Source organism: Phormidesmis sp. 146-20 (genome assembly GCF_052939475.1).
The window spans coordinates 1-18,667 of record NZ_JBJPHT010000081.1; the positions used below are offsets into that span (position 1 = coordinate 1).

Here is an 18,667-nt window from a genome sequence, read left to right on the forward strand (position 1 = left end):
CTGCTCAAGATCGAGCCAGCACCCCTTTAGCTTCTCTTTATAAATCAGCTCTTAGGTCTGACAAAGGGCTTTCATCTGGCGATCGTTACTTGTAGCTGTGCTTTGTAATATCAACGATCGCTTGATAGAGATTGGGCGGATATTCAGCCAGACGATTGCACAGATATAGATGCCATTCTTGACCGTAGGGAAGGTAGACGCGGGTACGATATCCCAACTCACTCATCGTTTTCAGACGCTCTGGTGTCACCCCTTGTAGCATTTCAAATTCGATTTTTGCAGAGACGATATTTTGCTCCTGAATCAATTTGTGTGCATCATTTAGCAAAGATTGGTCGTGGGTTGCGATCGAGCAAGAATGCCCACTTTTTAGCAGCGTTTCTATTAGCTGACGGTAGGCGGTGTCAAGTTCAGCACCTCTCGATCGCGCAAGATTTGATGGCGCTTCAAAGGCTCCCTTAACCAGCCTAATTTTGCCTGGGCGCTGCAAGGCGTTAGCTAAATCATTCGAGGTTCGATGTAAGTAGGCTTGCAGTGTGATGCCAACATTATTAAATTGCTCACATAGACGCTGATGGATTTCTAAAATTAGAGCGGTTCGATCCGTTCCTTCCATACTAATCATCATTTCTAAACCCGTTTGTTGAGCAGCTTCAGCCAAAATAAAAGCGTTTTTGTAGCCGAGTTCTGCATCAATGACCATACCAATGTGGGACAAATCCAGAGAGATAGAAGCATCAAGATTTTGATTCGCGATCGCTTCAATCACATTCAAAAATTCCTGTGTCGCGTGTTCTGCCATTTCAGCATCACGAGTGCTTTCACCCATAAAGTCAATAGTGACGGCATGACTTTGCTCATTCAAAGATTTTGTAATTTCGACACAGTTTGTTAGCGTCTCACCCCCAATAAAACGCATTGCTGCATGGCGCAGAGCTTGATAGATCGGTGGATGTTTCAAAACATATGACTTAACTGTTTCATCCAGTGCAATGTGCCGCAATGCCTCAGCCGCTTCAAGTTCAACACTCATATTGTTCAACGCTTCTCACGAATGATTTACCTGGATGATGGATAAACTTTTTGATACTTTTCAGGCTCGACGTATTTGCCGTCACATTCAGATTTGATTCTGATTTCTTGGGCGACAAAGCGATCGTTCTCAAATTGATATCGTCCAAAGCTTCCGCAGTCTCCAATCCCTCGACTTTTGGTAAAAACAGTCAGTTCTTTTTTAGATGAATCATAAGTAGGATAACCCACTAACGTATTGTCAACTAGCTTTTCTCCACGTTCGCCAATCTTCAATAAATTGAGCGGTTTGAATTGAGTTTTACCTGCACTTTCGGTTAACAAATAGTATTCAAAGGCTCCCTGATAAGCGCCAAAATTGCACATAATCTGAACAATGTATTTCTGATTGCCCACTCTCAAAAAACTGGATCTTTGAAGGGCATCTGGTTGAGAACCATAAGGACATTTCTGTAAGCGATTGACAATTCGAGATTGATAGGGAGAAAGTTTTGTTTCAGCTTTTTGAGCCAGTGGTTTAGCGAATGTTTGGGAAGTGAAAAGTAGCGTCGTCGCTAATAAGACTGAACTAACTTTAATCAGATTGAAAGGCATTTTTTCTCCAAAAAATAAGAGCACAAAAAAAGGGCTGCCTGTTCAGCAACCCCTTTTACAACTAACAGCTAGTACTGTGGAACCGAAGCGTCTACTTCTTGGCTCCAGGCAGTAATTCCCCCTTTCAAGTTGGTTCCTTCGATGCCGGATTCTTTGAGGATTGCTAGAGCTTTTGCCGATCGCCCCCCCATTTTGCAGTGAGCAATCAGCTTGTGTCCGTTGAGCAATTCTTTCACCTTCTCAATGCCTTCGCCCTTCTCAATATCTGGCAGGGGCACCAAAATTGAACCAGGGATCTTGGCAATCTCGTATTCATTTGGATTGCGAACATCAAGGAGAACGTAGTCTTGACCGATCGCTCCACTGTCAATCAGTTGTTTCAGTTCTTGAACCGTCATTTCTGTCATGTTTGCACGCTCCTTTTCTTCGGCTGCTTTTGCTTGAGGAATGCCACAAAACTCTTCGTAGTCAACCAGTTTCTCAATCACAGGGCGCACCGGATTGGGTCGCAGCTTCAATTCTCGAAACGTCATATTCAAGGCGTTGTAAAGTAGGAGCCGTCCGCTCAAAGTCGTGCCCTGTCCGAGAATAATCTTGACGGCTTCTGTCGCCTGGATGGTTCCAATGATGCCGCACAACACGCCCAAAACGCCACCTTCAGCGCAAGAAGGAACGAGTCCAGGAGGCGGTGGTTCGGGATACAAGTCGCGATAGTTGGGGCCGCCTTCGTAATTGAACACGGTCGCCTGACCTTCAAATCTGAAGATCGAACCGTAAACGTTTGGCTTGCCTAACAGCACGCAAACATCATTCACCAAATAGCGCGTCGGAAAGTTGTCAGTTCCGTCGATCACGAGATCGTAGGGTCGGGCGATATCCAGCGCATTTTCGGCACTGAGGCGCGTTTCGTACAGATCGACTTGACAGGTAGGATTGATTTCGAGAATGCGACTTTTGGCCGACTCGATCTTAGGCTTACCCACCCAGGAGGTGCCGTGAATGATTTGGCGATGCAAATTGGAGCTATCTACCGTGTCAAAATCGACGATACCGATTCGTCCGATCCCGGCGGCGGCCAGATAGAGCAACAGGGGAGACCCCAGCCCACCCGTTCCGACACAGAGGACGCTGGCGGCTTTGAGGCGTTTTTGACCATCTAGCCCGACTTCTGGCAAAATAATGTGCCTTGAGTAACGAGCGTATTCTTCATTGGTTAACTGGATATTATCCAGATTGGGACTTAGCATGGCGGCGGATGAAAGTGAGTGTTTTCTGAACGTTGAAGCGATCGGGGATCACAGTCGCATTGTGAGAATTTCTTCGGGTTGAAATTGGTGAGCCTCATCCAGCGTCCAGCTTTGCCAATCGATCGCCCGTCCCGACTGAACCGAAACGATCGCATAAGAATACTCCTGCCAGGCAAGCTGACGATCGCACTCCGAGGGCAAGGCTGGATTGTCAGGATGAGAATGATAAATGCCAATGAGGGTGAGGTTGCGATCGCGGGCTTCTCGCATCGTTGCTAACATCGCTTGGGGTGCAATCGAGTAACGGCGAGTTTTGGGGATCGCAGCTTCATCGGCGTTCCAGGTATTTTCGATCGGTTTGACCTCAATGACCGTTTTGCCCGTGGGGTCGATCGTACCCAGCAGCAAACCACAGCACTCTTCGGGATAGGTGCCTTGTGCATGAGTGACGATCGTCTGAAGCTGCTGAGAATTGAGTTTGAGAACCACTACAAATGCTGTGCAAATCCAGAGATCTATTCTATGACAGGATCAGGATGCGAAAAATTATAGAGTTGTGAAGAGTGTTTGAGGGACTGCAAATTTCTGCGTAGTTGGGCTGATGAGCGATCGGCTATGATTTTGACATGGAGTTTGAGTGGGATCAGTCAAAAGCAGCGGCTAACCTGAAGAAGCATAATGTCAGCTTTGAAGAAGCTAAAACTGTCTTTGATAACTGTCTTTGAGAATACGTTGGCAGTTATTTTTGACGATGAGGCTCATTCAAAAGATGAGAGGCGCGAGATTATAATTGGACATTCTCAGAGCGATCGCTTGCTGTTAGTTTCGTTTACCGATCATGGTGATGTTTGAGAAGTATAAAAAGTCAGGTCGTAGGTTGGGTAGAGCCTTGCGAAACCCGACATCCTAGAAGCCGTTGGGTTTCATGTTTCAACCCAACCTACACATATTTAATTCGCGATCCTAGGCTCGTTGAAATCCTTTGCTTCCCTTTTTGTCGCCTTTGTTTTTGGGCTGAGATTTGGTGACTTCTGACAGCGCTTCTTGAAAGAGATTGTGTAAATGAATCGGTACGCTGGCAATTTCTGGAAGTTCTGGTTCGGTGGATTTTTGGTACGATCGTAGCAATCCATCCAAATCGCGCTTAAGTTGAAAGTCTGGTTGCTGCAAAAACTCATGCAAAACTTTCTCTAATTGAGTTGGATAAGTTTCTGCTAATCGATACCAAACAAAGGCGTTAATCGTCGGGTCTTCTAAATATTTGCGGATCAATTTATCAGAACCTTTTACACTTTTCCAATCGTCGCTTTGCAGAAGATCCGTGAATTGTTGATAGTTCGTTAAAAGCGATTGCCCCCATTTGGGATGTGCCAAAACGGTCACTTGTTCTGCTTTCTTGATATCAGGAGGCAGGTTAACTTGAGGAGCGGCCATTTTCAACGAGTCTTTGCTTTTGAGCATTTTTGCAGCGGCTTGAGAATCCATCCCCATCGCTTCGGCCGCTTCTTCCAATTCCTCATCGGTCATGCCTGCATCAGTTGCAATTTCTGCGAGAGATTTAGAGCTGTCCACTCCGGCAGCTTCTAAACTGCGCTGCGTCATAAACTCTTGAAACTCAGCCACCTTTTTGCCCAATTGATAACCCGGTAGTGTCAGTTCATCACTGCCAAAAAATTCGAGAAAATCTTGGTGATAGCGATCGACTGATTTCCAGGCTTCCTCCAATAGTTCTGGAGCGTCGCCATAGAGATCTGGTTTGTGATTTTGCTTGAAGTTGCCGATCGCGACTGCTAATTTTGGCTTCCCTAAATTGCCCATCTGAATGTACGAACTGAAGAACGTCCAGTAATCTTCAACGGGTGCAATTCGCGTTAACAAAATTTCTCCCGACTTGAACCGAGTCATTTCTTCTAGCATTGCCGGATCGTTGGGCTTCACAATGTAAATTTTATTGGTCAGCCAGTTTCTCAACTCAAACCCATCGGGTAACATTTGCTGAACGACAAACAATCCTGTGAAATTTCGTTTCCATTCCTTTAGCAGTTGGTGATCGCCTTCTGATAATTCTGTTTCGCTTTCGATAAATAAGTCGATCGGTGTTTTCTCTCCAATTCGCCCAGCGTTTAAGAAAGTATCGACGGCTAAATCACGCTGCTTAGTATCTTTTTGCTGTGACTTTGCTAACTGTTCAGCTGTGAATGTCTCCAAAGCAGTCGCCAAGTCTCCCTCAGCGTCGTAGACAAAATCTGTCAATGCCTGTTTTAGCGCTCTTGTCCGCTCTAGAATAGAATTCACGCTTTGATCCTCCGATCGCATTTGGCCAACATAGCCTTCACTGTACTCGTAGAAACGTATCTTACGATAGATTTTTGAGTCCATGTCTAAGTCATATCAGCATCTCGATTCGATTACAGCCTTGTTTGTAGCGGTATTACTGATCTCGAATATTGCATCTACCAAGATTGTTGATTTTGGTTGGTTCACCTTTGACGGGGGAACGTTATTGTTTCCTCTTAGCTATATTTTTGGTGATATTTTGACGGAGGTTTATGGGTATCAGCGATCGCGAAAAGTAATCTGGTTAGGATTCTTCTCAGCATTGCTGATGTCATTAACTTTGATTATTGTTGGAGCGCTTCCTCCAGCCGCAGATTGGCAGTATCAGACAGCTTACGAGCAGATTTTAGGGCTGGCTCCTCGCATCGTTATCGCCAGCTTGATCGCTTATTTTGTCGGTGAATTTTCTAACTCCTGGATTTTGGCAAAGCTGAAGATTGTCACCCGTGGAAAGTGGCTTTGGAGCCGCACGATCGCTTCCACACTGGTCGGTCAACTTCTAGACACCGGAATCTTTGTTCTGATCAGCTTTACAGGAGTCGTGCCTGATTCGCTGTTGTTGACACTAATCATCTCAAACTACCTGTTCAAATGCGGCATTGAGATTTTGTTTACGCCCATTACCTACATTTTGACAAGCTGGTTAAAGCGTCAAGAAAGAGAAGATTTCTATGATGTGAACACGAACTTTAATCCTTTTGCCTTAAGGGAATCGAAGCGATCGACTTCTTAAAAATAGAGTTAAGAAGGCTGCTCAAAAATTTCTCTCAACCGTTTTAGCGATGTTTTGATGTCACTCAATTCTGATTCGCTAAGTTGATCAAATCGTTCTTTTAAATAACTAATATGAACTGGAAAGATATTGTTAAAAACCTGCTCACCTTCTGGGGTCAAAACAATCAGAAAACAGCGTCGATTTTCAGGCGGAACTTCTCGACGGACAAAGCCTTTTTGTTCTAAGCGATCGATAATTCCCGTCAGCGTTCCTTTCGTCACCAGCGTTTTTTCCGCTAACTGATTCATAAACATACCGGGCGTATTTCCCAGCGTCGCAATCACATCAAACTGAGGGGACGTTAAGCCGAGTTCACGAATGTGGGGTTCTTCATACGCACAAAAGGCTTGATAGGTTTGGACGAGTTCGCGCAAAGTCGCCAAAAAAGGTTGATTTGCCGCACTATCAGCGGTCAGTTTGGAAGGGGTCAATTTTGTTTTGTTAACCTTTGTTTGCTTCACAAGACAGAGGATTGAATGTATTTATTATTTTCAGTATTACATATCGAATGTACTAATCCAAACTTTAAAGATTCGTGCCTGATTATTCTCTGACTTTTGTTTCTGATTACACATCAAGTTATGAATCGCTTAGTTAAGCTTTTTGTAACTCTTTTGCATCTTGTGAGATCGTCGATCGACGCTTAAAAGATTCAGTATGGTGAACACAAGGCAAATTCTTTTGGTCATCCGTCACCTCTTCAAAATCCCATGAATCCCTCAACGCTTCGTCAACTCTGGTCTCTGATCGAAACGACTCAAGCAACCCTGCTTTTGAATCTCGACGACACCAGCCTCGTCCAATGTTTACTGCGACAATTTCCCACTCAGCGCCCCCTCAACCCTGAAGAAACCACGCTTCTGCGGAGCTACATTCACTCCAAACTGACGCTAATCCGCGATCTGGCCCACAATCGTTTGGCTGCCAGCTAGAGTGAGCTTTATTCTGGGGTTGTTTTGGGAAGCGTGATGGGTGAACCCTTCTGAATTGAGTTTATGGGTGAAGGCGGTTTATTGAGCGTGGCAGAGACCAGCATAAAGCCCAGATAAGCAGGCAAAGTCAGAAGCATTATACTGACGATCGCCATCACCCAAAGTCTTGAATTTCCAGAAGCGCCATAATAACTGCGGTAGGGATCGATCGTCATCATGTCGGACTTGATGATTTCCCGGAGCGCGATCGGACGCTTAAATCGAATCCGTCGATCGTCCAGTTTTTCTAATAAAATCCAGCCAGCGTGCGACTCTTCTTCACACAGTCGTTGCAACACTGTTGGATCGCAAAACAGGTCTTGATGCGATCGTACGATTTTAAATTCCCAGCCGACGAGTCGAGGATCTTTGGGAGGCTTTTTTGAGCCGTTTTTTTGGGTAGAAGTCGTTGCTGTGTCGTTAGATTCGTAAGGGGTCAAGGTTTCTTCTTCCTCCTCACAGACTTGCTGCAATTTTGACTGTTGCCACCGCAACCATCCGCCTCCAACCACTGCCTGCAATCCGAGACTGCCAACCAACAAGCTCAAAAGGGTGATTTCGCTCATTAAGAAAGTAGGGCGTGGGGAGTAGGGTGTAGTGTACAGGCAAAAGTTCTCCCTGAGAAACTTCTTTCAAGTTTTGAATTAACCCCTCACTTCTCACTCCTCACCTTCAAATACCCTTGCAGTAAAAAATCAGAGCCGATCGCTTCCCAGCTAACTCGCTCCAATTCCAAAGCTTGTGTCATCGCCACCAATCCCAGATCGCCCACCGGAGAAGGGGCACCAACTCCACCAATAATCTTGGGAGCAATAAACGCCAGCACTTTTTGAACACATTTCTGCCCGATCGCCTGCGCCGCCAGCATTCCGCCACACTCCCAGAGAACCGAGAGACAGCCTCGATCGTACAAACTAGCCATGACCTGAGTCGGCGTTAACGAGTCCAGTTTTACGACTTCTACGCCTTGCTGGGTGAGTGTTTTCTCAACTTCCCAATCGGCTGCTAACCCTGTGAATACGATCGTGGGAACAGCTTCGGTATTCCACAAGTGAGCATTGGTAGGCAGATCAAGCGATCGACTCATCACCACGCGCAGAGGATTGTGATTTGAAACATTGTGCGTCGTTAATTGAGGATTGTCTTTGCGAACCGTGTTGCCCCCGATGATTACCGCGTCGCAGGTCGATCGCAACTGATGGACTCGATTTCGAGAAGCTGCCCCCGTCACCCAACTGCTGTGTCCTGTAGTCGCCGCAATTTTGCCGTCCAGGGTCATGGCGTATTTGAGAATGCCAAACGGACGATGATGCAGAATGCGATGCACAAAGGCTTCGTTGAGAGTCTGACACGCTGCTTCTTCAACGCCCACAACCACATCGATTCCGGCTGCTCTGAGTCGAGCAATGCCGCTTCCTGCCACCTGCGGATTGGGATCAACCATGCCCACAACGACTCGCCGAATTCCGGCTGCAATGATCGCTTCAGAGCAGGGAGGCGTGCGGCCGTAATGATTGCAGGGTTCCAGATTGACGTAAAGGGTCGCATTTTGGGCACGATTACCCGCCGCTCTCAGCGCAAACACTTCTGCATGGGGCTGTCCCGCCTTGGGATGAAAGCCTTCACCCACAATTTCCCCATCTCGAACGACCACACAGCCCACTAAGGGATTGGGAGCCGTCTGCCCGATCGCCTGTCGCGCCAATTCCAAACAGCGATGCATGAGAGTGCGATCGAGTTCACCTGGTTCATCTACCGAAATTTTCATTCAGCCTTCTCAATCCGAGTGAGTATCTTAGTTCATCACTTATTGAATCACTGAAGGAGAAAAGTTTCAGGTTAGAACGGCTAGGACGATCGCGACGTGGAATACTGACTTAGCACTTCTTGACCCCAGCGCACCAGCTTTTCTGGCCCTTCCATCATCAGCAAATATTGTCCCCGGTTGAGATGGTGACGATAGACACTAACCGTCGTGCCTTCTCCAAACAAGCCAAACAGGCCGCCGACCACTGCGCCACAAAACCCGCTCACGATCCCAAATGCAGGAATAACCAGCAAATGACGAAAATGCTCCCAATCGACCTCGCTAGGGCCTTGATATAGAAACAGCGCTAGACCGAAAATCGTACCCAATGTGCCCGCCAATAGAGAAAACGATCGCGCCTTACGGGTAGCGATCTGCATGGGTTTGAGTAAGCCAACGTGTTCTGGGCTGCTGTACCCTCGACCCACGATCGCCAAATGCTCAGGTGAAATTCCGTAATAATGCAGCAATCGATACGCCTGAAATGCAGATACTTCATCGGGAAATATCATCACGGACAGATGAGTCTGTCGGCGTACTAGACCCGTCTTTCGCAAGAAACGTGTAACTGTCACAAAACTATAGGGGGAGAGTGAGGGCGGTGGCTATTTCTGTTTGAATTCTAAACCTTTGATCGGGGTTTGCTCAGGGACGAGAGGAGGAATTTAATTATTCTTCAGTAAAGCTTGGATGAATGGGCATGTGAAGAACAGCGTTGAGTTGAGAAAGGGGAAGGGAATACTGGCGATCGAGACTGTAAACCTTTTTTAGCTTCTCAATCAGGACTGTTTGCTATGGGATTTTTGATTTTTCTCGTCGGATTAATTTTGCTGATCGGCTACATCGTGATGGATGCCTACAATCGACTGGTGACGCTTCGCAATCGCTACAAAAACGCCTACTCTCAAATCGATGTTCAACTTCAGCGACGATACGATTTGATTCCCAATCTGATCGAGACGGCCAAAGGCTACATGAAGTATGAGCAAGAAACTCTGCAAGCGGTGATCGCGGCCCGCAACTCTGCCATGACTGCTAACAGTCGAGCCGCCCAAACTCCCGGTGATCCCCAGGCAATGCAGCAGTTGGGTAACGCCGAAGCTGCACTCACAGGCGCATTGGGTCGGTTTATCGCCATTTCAGAAGCTTATCCTGATCTCAAAGCAGACCAGACGATGACCCGCGTGATGGAAGAGTTGTCGTCCACTGAGAACAAAGTTGCGTTTGCGCGTCAAGCTTTCAACGATGGCGTGACGGTCTACAACACCAAGCGAGAAGTGTTTCCGAGCAATCTGGTCGCAGGGGCTTTTAACTTTGCGGCGGCAGAACTGCTGGCCGAGGTCGCTCCCGAAGTGAAAGCTGCTCCCCGCGTATCGTTCTAGACTGCCATGAACTTTTTTGAACATCAGGATCAGGCACGGGCAAACACTCAAAAGCTGGTGGGGCTGTTTGGGTTGTCCGTTTTGTCGATGATTATTTTGATCTACCTGGCGACGATCGCCACCTTCAATCTTGCGTCGCCCAGTCGTTGTCTGAGTTTCGTTGAACCGGAATCGCCAAGCGTCACGTTTGTCGCCAGCAAGCGCTCTAGAAGTGGCGGGTCTTCAGGGTTTTCGGGCACAAGTTCTAGCTGGCGATCGCGATCGGGTTCCTCGACTCCGATCAGCTCTCCGCGCTCAAGTTCCTCTTGTAAGTCAACGGCGATCGGCTGGTGGCATCCCAAAATTTTCTTCTGGGTGTTCACGTTGACCATTTTGGTGATTGGTGGGGCCAGTTGGTACAAAGTTTTCACGTTGCAGGCAGGAGGCAGTGTCATCGCTCAAGAACTGGGCGGCCGCTTGCTGCTCGCTGAAACCGTCGAAACTGAAGAACAGCAGCAGCTATTAAATGTGGTCGAAGAAATGGCGATCGCCGCCAACATGAAAGTACCAGCCGTTTACATTTTGGACAATGAGACGGGAATTAATGCCTTTGCTGCGGGACATACGATCGACAATGCCGTGATCGGCGTGACTCGTGGCTGTCTAGAACAGTTAAATCGAGATGAGTTGCAGGGCGTGATCGGGCACGAATTTAGTCACATTCTCAACGGAGATATGCGGCTCAATTTGCGGCTAATAGGACTGCTTCACGGGATTTTGTTTGTCTACATCACAGGCAGGATGATGATCGCACTCGAAGATCGAGACAATCGCTGGCTCTGGTATTTGGGTCTGGCGGTGACGACGATCGGTTTGGTGGGTCTCTTCTTTGGGCGACTGATTCAAAGTGCGATTTCCCGTCAACGAGAATTTTTGGCGGATGCGTCAGCGGTACAGTTCACGCGCAATCCGGATGGCATTTCTGGAGCGTTGCAGAAAATTGGCAATTTGGGGTCTCAAGTGAAATCCCCTTATGCAGACGAAGCCAGCCACATGTTTTTTGGCAATGCCTTAAAGCTGAGTTGGTTTGACGATCTGTGGGCAACTCATCCACCGCTGCTACATCGGATTCGTCGCCTGGGCGGTTTGCAAAATGTGCCTTTGTCAGAAACGCCGCTTGCTGGCTCCAGTCATGCAAGCTCAAGTTCAATCATGGGATTTGCAGGAGGATCTACGGCCATCAAGCCTGTTCCGCCAATCCGTTCAGAATCCTGGTTAAGCGAAGTTTTGCAGTCAGAAATTCAGACTTGTGAAGGGGCAACGGTGATCGTTTACGCGCTCCTGCTCAATCCTCAGTTTCAAACTCAACAAATAGACTGGCTGCGTCAGGTCGGATCAGAAGAATTGGTCGAGCAAGTGCTGATGTTGAGAGCAGAAGTGGAACAGATTGCAGACCGCGATCGCCTCGCTTTATTAGACCTAGCGGTTCCTACTCTCCAGCAAAGTTCTACAAATCAAATCAAAAAATTATTCATCGCCATTCAAGGACTGATCAAAGTTGAAGGCCGCTGGACGCTCAGCAAGTTTGTCGTATTTGTGATTTTGCAGCGTCGGCTTCAGGCTTCTCAAACTCAGACCGAACAGTTTTCAAGTTTGAGCGAAATTTGGACAGACTGCGGATTGATCATTTCATCGATCGCTCAAATCGGACAAAAGACCCCCGACACGATCGCCTATGCCTTCCGATCAGGACTGTTTCGCCTCCCCGGTGCCAGCCAGCAAGAAATGCCCAACGCTCCTCCCCCTTCTAACTTCAGCGAACTCAAAAAAAGCCTGACTCGACTGGGTGCAGCCACACCAAAACTCAAGCAAGCGATCGTCGAAGCCTGTTCTTACACAGTTTTGCTCGACAACACAGTGACTGATTCGGAGGCGGAATTATTGAGAGCGGTCGCGATCGCTTTGGATTGTCCCCTGCCGCCGTTTCTCAACAAAAAACAAAGCAACCCCAAAAAACAACCTGTGCTTTAAGGGGTCGAATTAGTTTTGGAATTTTGGAAATTTTGAAGGGAGCGATTCGGATGATGATTAATAAACTATCAAGTTTCTTCACTGCGTTGTTCAGCGCTTCTGCCCCCCACCCCCCATTCTGGAGACTTTAAGACAAGAGTTCTAGTTCAAAGTCCCTCACTTGTGGGGGATTTAGGGGGCTTCCCAAATTTGAAATCGAAGCATAAAGCTTCATCAGACTCGCGTTTAGCGTCTTTTACAACGTCGATTCAAGCTGATTTAACAGATTTTCGACATAGGTGAGTGCGCCTCGAATCGTTTCAGGATCTTCGATGTCCACGCCGACATAGTGACGCAGGGCTTCGACTTGATCTTGACTGCCTCCCGCTGCCAGCAGTTCTAAATAGCCAGGGATAAAGTCTTTGCCGACCTCCAGATATTTTTGATAGCAGGCCAGACTGACAATATTCGAGGCGGTGTATTGGTAGCAGTAGTATGGCTTGAAGTAAATGTGACCAATTCTCGCCCAATCATATTGATGCTCTGGCAGCACTTCGACCGCATCGCCACAGAGTTCTTGATAGAGGTTCATCCACTGCTCATTGACGAAGCTGGAATCAAAACTGCCCTGAGCGGCGCGATCGTGTACCAACAATTCCAATCGGCTAATCGTGCTTTGTCGAAACAATAGATTGAGCTGGTCTTCTAGCTGACGAGTGATCAGAGATTTGGTTAAAGCCTTGTTACCTTTGGCCTGCTTGAGCAAATAATCCAGCAACAACAACTCGTTGAAGGTAGAAGCAATTTCGGCCAGCACCATCGGCGGATTGCTATTGAAGTAGGTTTGGCGATCGTCGATCCAGGCAAAGTGTAAGCCGTGACCCATTTCGTGAGCCAAAGTAAACAGTGAGTTGTAATCATCGGTATAAGACAACAACAAATAGCTGTGTTTGCCGTAGCTATAAGCGCAAAACGCTCCTCCTCGCTTGCCGGGACGAACTTTTGCGTCTACCCAGTCTTTGATAAAAAATTCCTCGGCGCGACGAGCATAGTTCGGGTCAAACTGGTCGAGTGCCGAAATCAACGTTTCCACGCCAGCTTTGTAAGGAATGGGCGGAATCTGCTCGTCGGTCGTCCAGGGTGCGTAAATGTCACAGAGACGAATCTTTTGCCCGATCGCTTGTCCCTTGAGCCGATAGTAGCGCTGAAACAAATCAAATCGGCTGTGAGTCCCTTCCATGATGGCGCAAAACACGGGTTCTGACACTTCATCCGCTAACAGTTGTTTGTGCAGCGTCGAGTCGTAACCGCGCATCTGATTTTCGATCTTGTGATCTTGAGCGACGGTGTTGAGAATGTAGCCATACAGCGAGTTGTGCTGTCCCATCACCTGACGTACCGATCGATAAGCCGCTTCGCGAGTTTCGGGATGAGGATGAAACGCCAGCGCACTCAAATCTGCTTCGGTACTGACGGTTTTGCCTTCTGGGGTAGTGACAGATTCGTATTGCTGTTCGCCCAAGTGAATCGATCGCAGTTGAATAAACGCCTGCCGTCCGGTTAAGCTGTCTTGATTTCGAGTTTGCTCAACCGCTTCAGACAGGGTGTGGGGACGATATTTAGCAATCTTGTTCAAATAATGACCGTAGGGTTGCAGAATCGCTGCTTTTTGGAGTTGATCAAACTGCTCTGCGGTCAATCCTTGCAGTTCTAGATCAAAAAACAAAAGCTGATTCTCAACGGCCGTCAACGCTTCCATTACTTTGTCAAGAAACTGTTTCGCCTCTGTGTTGCGCGTGTCAGCCGAGAAAATCAGCGACGGAAAGGAATAGAGATAACCCGACTTTTGAGCGATCGCTTCCAACGTTTTGAAACACTCTACGAGGCGATCGGCGTTCAGTTCTGCAACTTTACCCCGAAAGCGATCGCGAAAGTCTGCGGCTTCTGTTTTGAGCGTCTCTAGATCCTGTGCTAACTGCGGATCGTCAAAGCCTGTATACAAATCAGACAAATCCCATTCTTGAGGACTGTCTAGCTTGGTAGAAGTGAGCGATTGAACCATGACCAAATCTCCCTGTGCAATGTGACCGAATTTTGACGTTGCTGAATCAGGGGATGAATTGCCCCAAAGCGGCGGGAACCCCAAGGTTCAAAGTCCTCCAATTTTGGGGAATTTAGGCGGCGAAAAGATGGACACTTCTTACAGAGCCATCCCTCCGATCAGCAACGCCCGAATTTTTAGTGAACGCCTCTAATTTTGCGGGTGTTTTCGACGAGGCTTTGGGCAAAGCGATCGAACCGTTCTGACAGTTTTTTGTCCAGCAGTTTGCCATCGGGACTAAAGGCTTGCCAAGCTTGAGCGACACCAATCTGTTCTGGAATCACCCAGGCGTTCACCCATCTCATGATCAGGCGCAAATCGTTCAATGCGTTGCTGTTGGATTGTCCGCCCAAAACGCTGATCAGACCCGCCACTTTGCCCGCCATTTCTTCAAAACTCATCAAGTCGAGCGCATTTTTGAGTACGCCACTGACACTGCCATGATACTCAGGACTGGCTAAAAGGAGGGCATCCGCTTCTTTGACGGCTTTTTGCAGTCGCGCAACATCGGGGTAGTCAGAATAGTCGTCGCCCCCATTGCAAAAGGGCAAATTCAGAGTCCGTAAGTCCAATACTTCGACCTCAGCGCCCAGAGCATTGAGGCGATCGACCGCTTGCTGAAGAGCCTGATAGGTGTAGGAGTCCGATCGCAGACTGCCGCCAATTGCTACAACTTTTACCATTGCTGTTCCTGTGTGAGTAATCTTCCCAAAGGGTTCTTTGCTTAGTTTGCAGAGGTTAAACGAAACCGACCTGTATCGATGGTAGAATCCCTAAAGCGAAGTCGTTATGAATTCATTTAATCTAACAGTTGTCTCTAGAAAGTGCAAATCTCGAAATGAACCCGGCGATCGTAGGTCGCTTCACAAGTGCCTTCGTCAACCCGGATATCAGCACAGAATCTGCCTCCACAAATCAAACTCATTTGAACTGCCAGCCAAAGTCACTCGAATCAGGCTTTGATAGCCAGTCGGGAGATACGAATTTTTCTCGACTTTGAACTGACCCCACCTTAAAAAGGAAGATTCAAAGAAGTCACCCATCGCTTAACCTGAAACTTAGAACTCAAAACTTAGAACTCAAAACTCTTCTCATCCCTCCTCCCTTATTTCATGCCGATCGATTTCCGCAATCTCAACACGCTCTGGTCATCTGTTTTGGTCGAAACATTACATCGTCTGGGTTTGAAGACAGCGATCATCTGTCCTGGCTCTCGATCTGCACCTTTGGCGATCGCGTTTGCTCAACATTCTGAGATTGAGGCAATTCCGATTTTGGATGAGCGATCGGCCGCTTTTTTTGCATTAGGACTCGCCCGCAAATCCCATCAGCCTGTCGTTTTAGTTTGCACATCGGGAACGGCAGGAGCCAATTTTTATCCAGCAATCATTGAAGCGAGAGAAAGCCGAGTGCCGCTGTTGGTGTTGACCGCCGATCGTCCGCCTGAATTACGAGACTGCAACGCAGGACAAGCGATCGACCAACAAAAACTTTTTGGTTCCTATCCCAACTTTTACGCTGAGATTGCGCTTCCTGATGCTGAATCAACCATGCTGGCGTACCTCAGACAGACGGTGATGCAAGCTTGGCAGCAAACCCAATATCCCATTCCCGGCGTTGTCCATTTGAATCTGCCCTTTCGTGATCCATTGGTGCCGATCGCTCACCTCGCCACCCAATCCTTAGAAGCTACTTTTCCGCCCGACTTTTTCCACCACATTCGCCCCTCACTCCCTCCCTCCTCACTTCTCACTCCTCACCCCTCACTCCTCACCCCTCACTCGCCTCGCGGTTTCATCCTCGCCGGAGCAGCCCAACCCTCTGATCCGATCGCCTACTGTCAAGCGATCGCCCATCTCTCCAAGACGTTTGGAATGCCCGTTTTGGCAGAGGGATTGTCGCCCTTGCGAAACTACGCCAGCTTAAATCCCTATCTAATTTCCACCTACGACACCCTTCTGAGAAACGCAGAACTCGCAGAAAAACTAGCGCCCGATGTGGTGATTCGCGTGGGAGAAATGCCGACCAGCAAGACGCTGCGCCAATGGTTAACGGCCACTCAACCGAACCAGTGGGTGATTGATCCGAGCGATCGCAGTCTCGACCCGCTTCACGGCAAAACGATTCATCTGCCCACTTCGATCGAAGCTTTTGTTACCCAGTTGTCCGAGTCCGTTGCGCCCAGTTCCTACACGCAGCTTTGGTGTGAAATGGAAGCTCAGATGAGACGAGCGATCGACCAAAAGCTGTCTGCTGAGACAGCCCTATTTGAAGGAAAAGCCGCCTGGTTACTCTCTCAACACCTGCCTCACAAAACGCCGCTCTTCATTTCCAGCAGTATGCCCGTTCGGGATGTCGAGTTTTTTTGGATGCCCAACGACTCCGCAATTCAGCCCTTTTTTAACCGAGGCGCAAACGGCATCGACGGCATTCTCTCGACGGCATTAGGAATCGCCCACCACAATCAAGCCAGCGTTCTCTTGACAGGAGATTTGGCGCTGCTGCATGATACCAACGGATTTTTGAACCGCGATCGCCTGATCGGAAGTTTGACCATTATCGTGATCAACAACAACGGTGGCGGCATTTTTGGCATGTTACCGATCGCCCAATTCAACCCGCCTTTTGAAGAATTTTTCGCCACTCCTCAAAACATCGACTTCGCCAACCTCTGCCAAACTTACAACGTTGACCATCAGCCCATCCACACCTGGGAGCAACTAATCCAGCAGCTAAATCCTCTCCCCCCCCAGGGCATTCGCGTCCTAGAAATCAAAACTGATCGTCAATCCGATGCCCAATGGCGACAAAATAATTTAAGCGCGATCGCCGCCTCCCTCTCCTAACTCACTCCTCACTCCTCACTCCTCATCCCTCACCCCTCACCCCTTATGACCGACTGGCACGCCGTCAAATCCTACGAAGACATCACCTATCACAAAACCGACGGCATCGCCAAAATCACGATCAACCGTCCCCACAAACGCAACGCCTTTCGACCCAAGACCGTCGTCGAACTCTACGACGCTTTTAGCAATGCCCGCGAAGATAGTCGAATCGGCGTAATTTTGCTAACAGGAGCCGGGCCGCACACCGACGGCAAATATGCATTTTGTGCAGGGGGTGATCAGAGCGTTCGGGGGCAGGGAGGCTATATCGATGAAGAAGGTGTCCCCCGGCTCAACGTACTGGATTTGCAGCGTCTGATTCGCTCAATGCCCAAAGTAGTCATCGCACTAGTGGCAGGCTATGCGATCGGCGGTGGGCATGTCCTTCATCTGCTCTGTGACTTGACGATCGCCGCTGACAACGCCATTTTTGGACAGACTGGCCCCAAAGTCGGTAGTTTTGACGGAGGGTTTGGAGCCAGCTACATGGCGCGAATTGTGGGACAAAAAAAGGCGCGAGAAATCTGGTATCTCTGTCGTCAGTACGATGCTGCTCAGGCGTTAGAAATGGGCTTAGTCAACTGTGTCGTGCCGATCGCTCAACTTGAAGCTGAAGGCATCCAATGGGCAGAGGAGATTTTGGAGAAAAGCCCGATCGCTATTCGCTGTCTCAAAGCTGCCTTTAATGCTGACTGTGACGGTCAAGCCGGACTTCAAGAACTCGCCGGAAACGCCACGTTACTCTACTACATGACCGAAGAAGGCTCCGAAGGAAAACAAGCCTTTTTAGAGAAGCGCTCTCCTGATTTTCGCAAATATCCCTGGCTGCCTTGAGCGTGGGCTGAAGATAGCGCCCTTCAAGTCTTGACACTCCCACGGCTGAAGCCAGTGGGATTCTTGGTTCTTTGAAGCGACTTGCTCATGACAGGATTGCTCCAGCCACAGTAGAGGTCATTTCTCCCCAAGCGTAGATTCCCTTGTGCCCCAAGGTATTTAAGCCTTTGTTCAGGATGTTGACTGCCGCGTTGTGATCTCGGTCTAACTTGCATCCGCATTGACAAACATGGGTGCGAGTAGATAGAGACTTTTTCACAATCACGCCACAGTCAGAGCATTCTTGAGACGTGTAAGCTGGATTAACCGCAATGGCTAACCGACCAAACACTTTTGCAAAATACTCCATCCACACCCGGAACTGATACCATCCCGCATCGTTAATCGACTTTGCCAGACAGTGATTCTTAACCAGATTGCTCACGCTCAACTCTTCATAGACCACTACATCGTGAGATGTGATGACGGATCGTGCCAGCTTGCAGGCGTGATCTTTTCGCTGTCTACTTATTTTGAGGTGAGTTCTACCCAGCTGATTAATCGCTTTACGACGGTTGCCAGACCCTTTTTTCTTTCTCGATACCAGCCGTTGACGACGCTTCATTTTTGCTTCACCTGTGCGGTAAAAGCGAGGATTCTCCACCTGTGCGCCTTCAGAGGGATTGTAAAATAAATTGTGTCAAAGGTCAGAAGTTGAGATCTAATGAACT

At 48.3% G+C, this 18,667-nt stretch carries 19 protein-coding genes; 7 read left to right on the top strand and 12 right to left on the bottom strand.

Features of this window, described 5'->3' with window-relative positions; all coding sequences use genetic code 11:
- Positions 1-85 precede the first annotated feature (85 nt).
- From ACKFKH_RS31935 to ACKFKH_RS31950, 4 genes are all read right to left on the bottom strand, one after another.
- Positions 86-1,033 carry a proline dehydrogenase family protein gene (locus ACKFKH_RS31935; protein WP_446862419.1) on the bottom strand — a complete coding sequence of 316 codons (948 nt, stop codon included), beginning with the start codon at positions 1,031-1,033 and terminating at the stop codon, positions 86-88.
- Positions 1,034-1,059: 26 nt separating this feature from the next.
- On the bottom strand, positions 1,060-1,626 hold the full coding sequence (locus ACKFKH_RS31940) for a DUF1176 domain-containing protein (RefSeq protein ID WP_446862420.1): 567 nt from the start codon (positions 1,624-1,626) through the stop codon (positions 1,060-1,062).
- A gap of 68 nt (positions 1,627-1,694) precedes the next feature.
- Positions 1,695-2,873: a molybdopterin-synthase adenylyltransferase MoeB gene (moeB, locus tag ACKFKH_RS31945; protein ID WP_446862421.1), complete on the bottom strand. Its 1,179-nt coding sequence runs from the start codon at positions 2,871-2,873 to the stop codon at positions 1,695-1,697.
- 48 nt (positions 2,874-2,921) lie between these two features.
- The gene (locus tag ACKFKH_RS31950) at positions 2,922-3,362 is read right to left on the bottom strand and encodes a M67 family metallopeptidase (protein ID WP_446862422.1); all 441 of its coding nucleotides are present in this window, start codon (positions 3,360-3,362) and stop codon (positions 2,922-2,924) included.
- 137 nt (positions 3,363-3,499) lie between these two features.
- Here ACKFKH_RS31950 and ACKFKH_RS31955 point away from each other — a divergent pair, with 137 nt between their 5' ends.
- Positions 3,500-3,598 (top strand): BrnT family toxin, encoded by a 99-nt coding sequence (locus tag ACKFKH_RS31955; RefSeq protein ID WP_446862423.1) that lies wholly within the window; start codon positions 3,500-3,502, stop codon positions 3,596-3,598.
- 238 nt (positions 3,599-3,836) lie between these two features.
- Here ACKFKH_RS31955 and ACKFKH_RS31960 read toward each other — a convergent pair whose 3' ends face one another.
- Entirely contained in the window at positions 3,837-5,168 is a 1,332-nt protein-coding gene (locus tag ACKFKH_RS31960; RefSeq protein ID WP_446862424.1) for a hypothetical protein, read from the bottom strand.
- Between the two features lie 82 nt (positions 5,169-5,250).
- Here ACKFKH_RS31960 and ACKFKH_RS31965 point away from each other — a divergent pair, with 82 nt between their 5' ends.
- Positions 5,251-5,943: a queuosine precursor transporter gene (locus ACKFKH_RS31965; protein WP_446862425.1), complete on the top strand. Its 693-nt coding sequence runs from the start codon at positions 5,251-5,253 to the stop codon at positions 5,941-5,943.
- A gap of 8 nt (positions 5,944-5,951) precedes the next feature.
- Here the strand turns inward: ACKFKH_RS31965 and ACKFKH_RS31970 are convergent, their stop codons facing one another.
- The gene (locus ACKFKH_RS31970) at positions 5,952-6,416 is read right to left on the bottom strand and encodes a MarR family winged helix-turn-helix transcriptional regulator (RefSeq protein WP_446862426.1); all 465 of its coding nucleotides are present in this window, start codon (positions 6,414-6,416) and stop codon (positions 5,952-5,954) included.
- A gap of 279 nt (positions 6,417-6,695) precedes the next feature.
- On the opposite strand from ACKFKH_RS31970, the gene ACKFKH_RS31975 reads away from it, so the two are divergent.
- Positions 6,696-6,917, top strand: a complete 222-nt coding sequence (locus tag ACKFKH_RS31975; RefSeq protein ID WP_446862427.1) for a hypothetical protein — start codon at positions 6,696-6,698, stop codon at positions 6,915-6,917.
- Positions 6,918-6,925: 8 nt separating this feature from the next.
- Here the strand turns inward: ACKFKH_RS31975 and ACKFKH_RS31980 are convergent, their stop codons facing one another.
- From ACKFKH_RS31980 to ACKFKH_RS31990, 3 genes are all read right to left on the bottom strand, one after another.
- Complete coding sequence (locus ACKFKH_RS31980; protein WP_446862428.1) at positions 6,926-7,522, bottom strand: hypothetical protein; 597 nt, start codon at positions 7,520-7,522, stop codon at positions 6,926-6,928.
- Positions 7,523-7,608: 86 nt separating this feature from the next.
- On the bottom strand, positions 7,609-8,724 hold the full coding sequence (ribD, locus tag ACKFKH_RS31985) for a bifunctional diaminohydroxyphosphoribosylaminopyrimidine deaminase/5-amino-6-(5-phosphoribosylamino)uracil reductase RibD (RefSeq protein WP_446862429.1): 1,116 nt from the start codon (positions 8,722-8,724) through the stop codon (positions 7,609-7,611).
- Between the two features lie 80 nt (positions 8,725-8,804).
- The gene (locus tag ACKFKH_RS31990; RefSeq protein WP_446862430.1) at positions 8,805-9,338 is read right to left on the bottom strand and encodes a hypothetical protein; all 534 of its coding nucleotides are present in this window, start codon (positions 9,336-9,338) and stop codon (positions 8,805-8,807) included.
- Positions 9,339-9,557: 219 nt separating this feature from the next.
- Between ACKFKH_RS31990 and ACKFKH_RS31995 the strand changes: the two genes are divergently transcribed.
- Together ACKFKH_RS31995 and ACKFKH_RS32000 are read left to right on the top strand one after the other, a co-directional pair.
- On the top strand, positions 9,558-10,145 hold the full coding sequence (locus ACKFKH_RS31995; protein ID WP_446862431.1) for a LemA family protein: 588 nt from the start codon (positions 9,558-9,560) through the stop codon (positions 10,143-10,145).
- 6 nt (positions 10,146-10,151) lie between these two features.
- Positions 10,152-12,155 (top strand): M48 family metallopeptidase, encoded by a 2,004-nt coding sequence (locus ACKFKH_RS32000; protein ID WP_446862432.1) that lies wholly within the window; start codon positions 10,152-10,154, stop codon positions 12,153-12,155.
- 235 nt (positions 12,156-12,390) lie between these two features.
- Here ACKFKH_RS32000 and ACKFKH_RS32005 read toward each other — a convergent pair whose 3' ends face one another.
- Together ACKFKH_RS32005 and ACKFKH_RS32010 are read right to left on the bottom strand one after the other, a co-directional pair.
- Entirely contained in the window at positions 12,391-14,196 is a 1,806-nt protein-coding gene (locus ACKFKH_RS32005; RefSeq protein WP_446862433.1) for a M3 family oligoendopeptidase, read from the bottom strand.
- Positions 14,197-14,372: 176 nt separating this feature from the next.
- On the bottom strand, positions 14,373-14,918 hold the full coding sequence (locus tag ACKFKH_RS32010) for an NADPH-dependent FMN reductase (RefSeq protein WP_446862434.1): 546 nt from the start codon (positions 14,916-14,918) through the stop codon (positions 14,373-14,375).
- Positions 14,919-15,347: 429 nt separating this feature from the next.
- Between ACKFKH_RS32010 and menD the strand changes: the two genes are divergently transcribed.
- Positions 15,348-17,081: a 2-succinyl-5-enolpyruvyl-6-hydroxy-3-cyclohexene-1-carboxylic-acid synthase gene (gene menD, locus ACKFKH_RS32015; RefSeq protein ID WP_446862435.1), complete on the top strand. Its 1,734-nt coding sequence runs from the start codon at positions 15,348-15,350 to the stop codon at positions 17,079-17,081.
- Between the two features lie 45 nt (positions 17,082-17,126).
- Positions 17,127-17,957 (top strand): 1,4-dihydroxy-2-naphthoyl-CoA synthase, encoded by an 831-nt coding sequence (gene menB, locus ACKFKH_RS32020; RefSeq protein WP_446862436.1) that lies wholly within the window; start codon positions 17,127-17,129, stop codon positions 17,955-17,957.
- A gap of 85 nt (positions 17,958-18,042) precedes the next feature.
- On the opposite strand, the gene ACKFKH_RS32025 is transcribed toward menB, so the two are convergent.
- Positions 18,043-18,600 (bottom strand): RNA-guided endonuclease InsQ/TnpB family protein, encoded by a 558-nt coding sequence (locus ACKFKH_RS32025; RefSeq protein WP_446862437.1) that lies wholly within the window; start codon positions 18,598-18,600, stop codon positions 18,043-18,045.
- Positions 18,601-18,667: the final 67 nt, after the last annotated feature.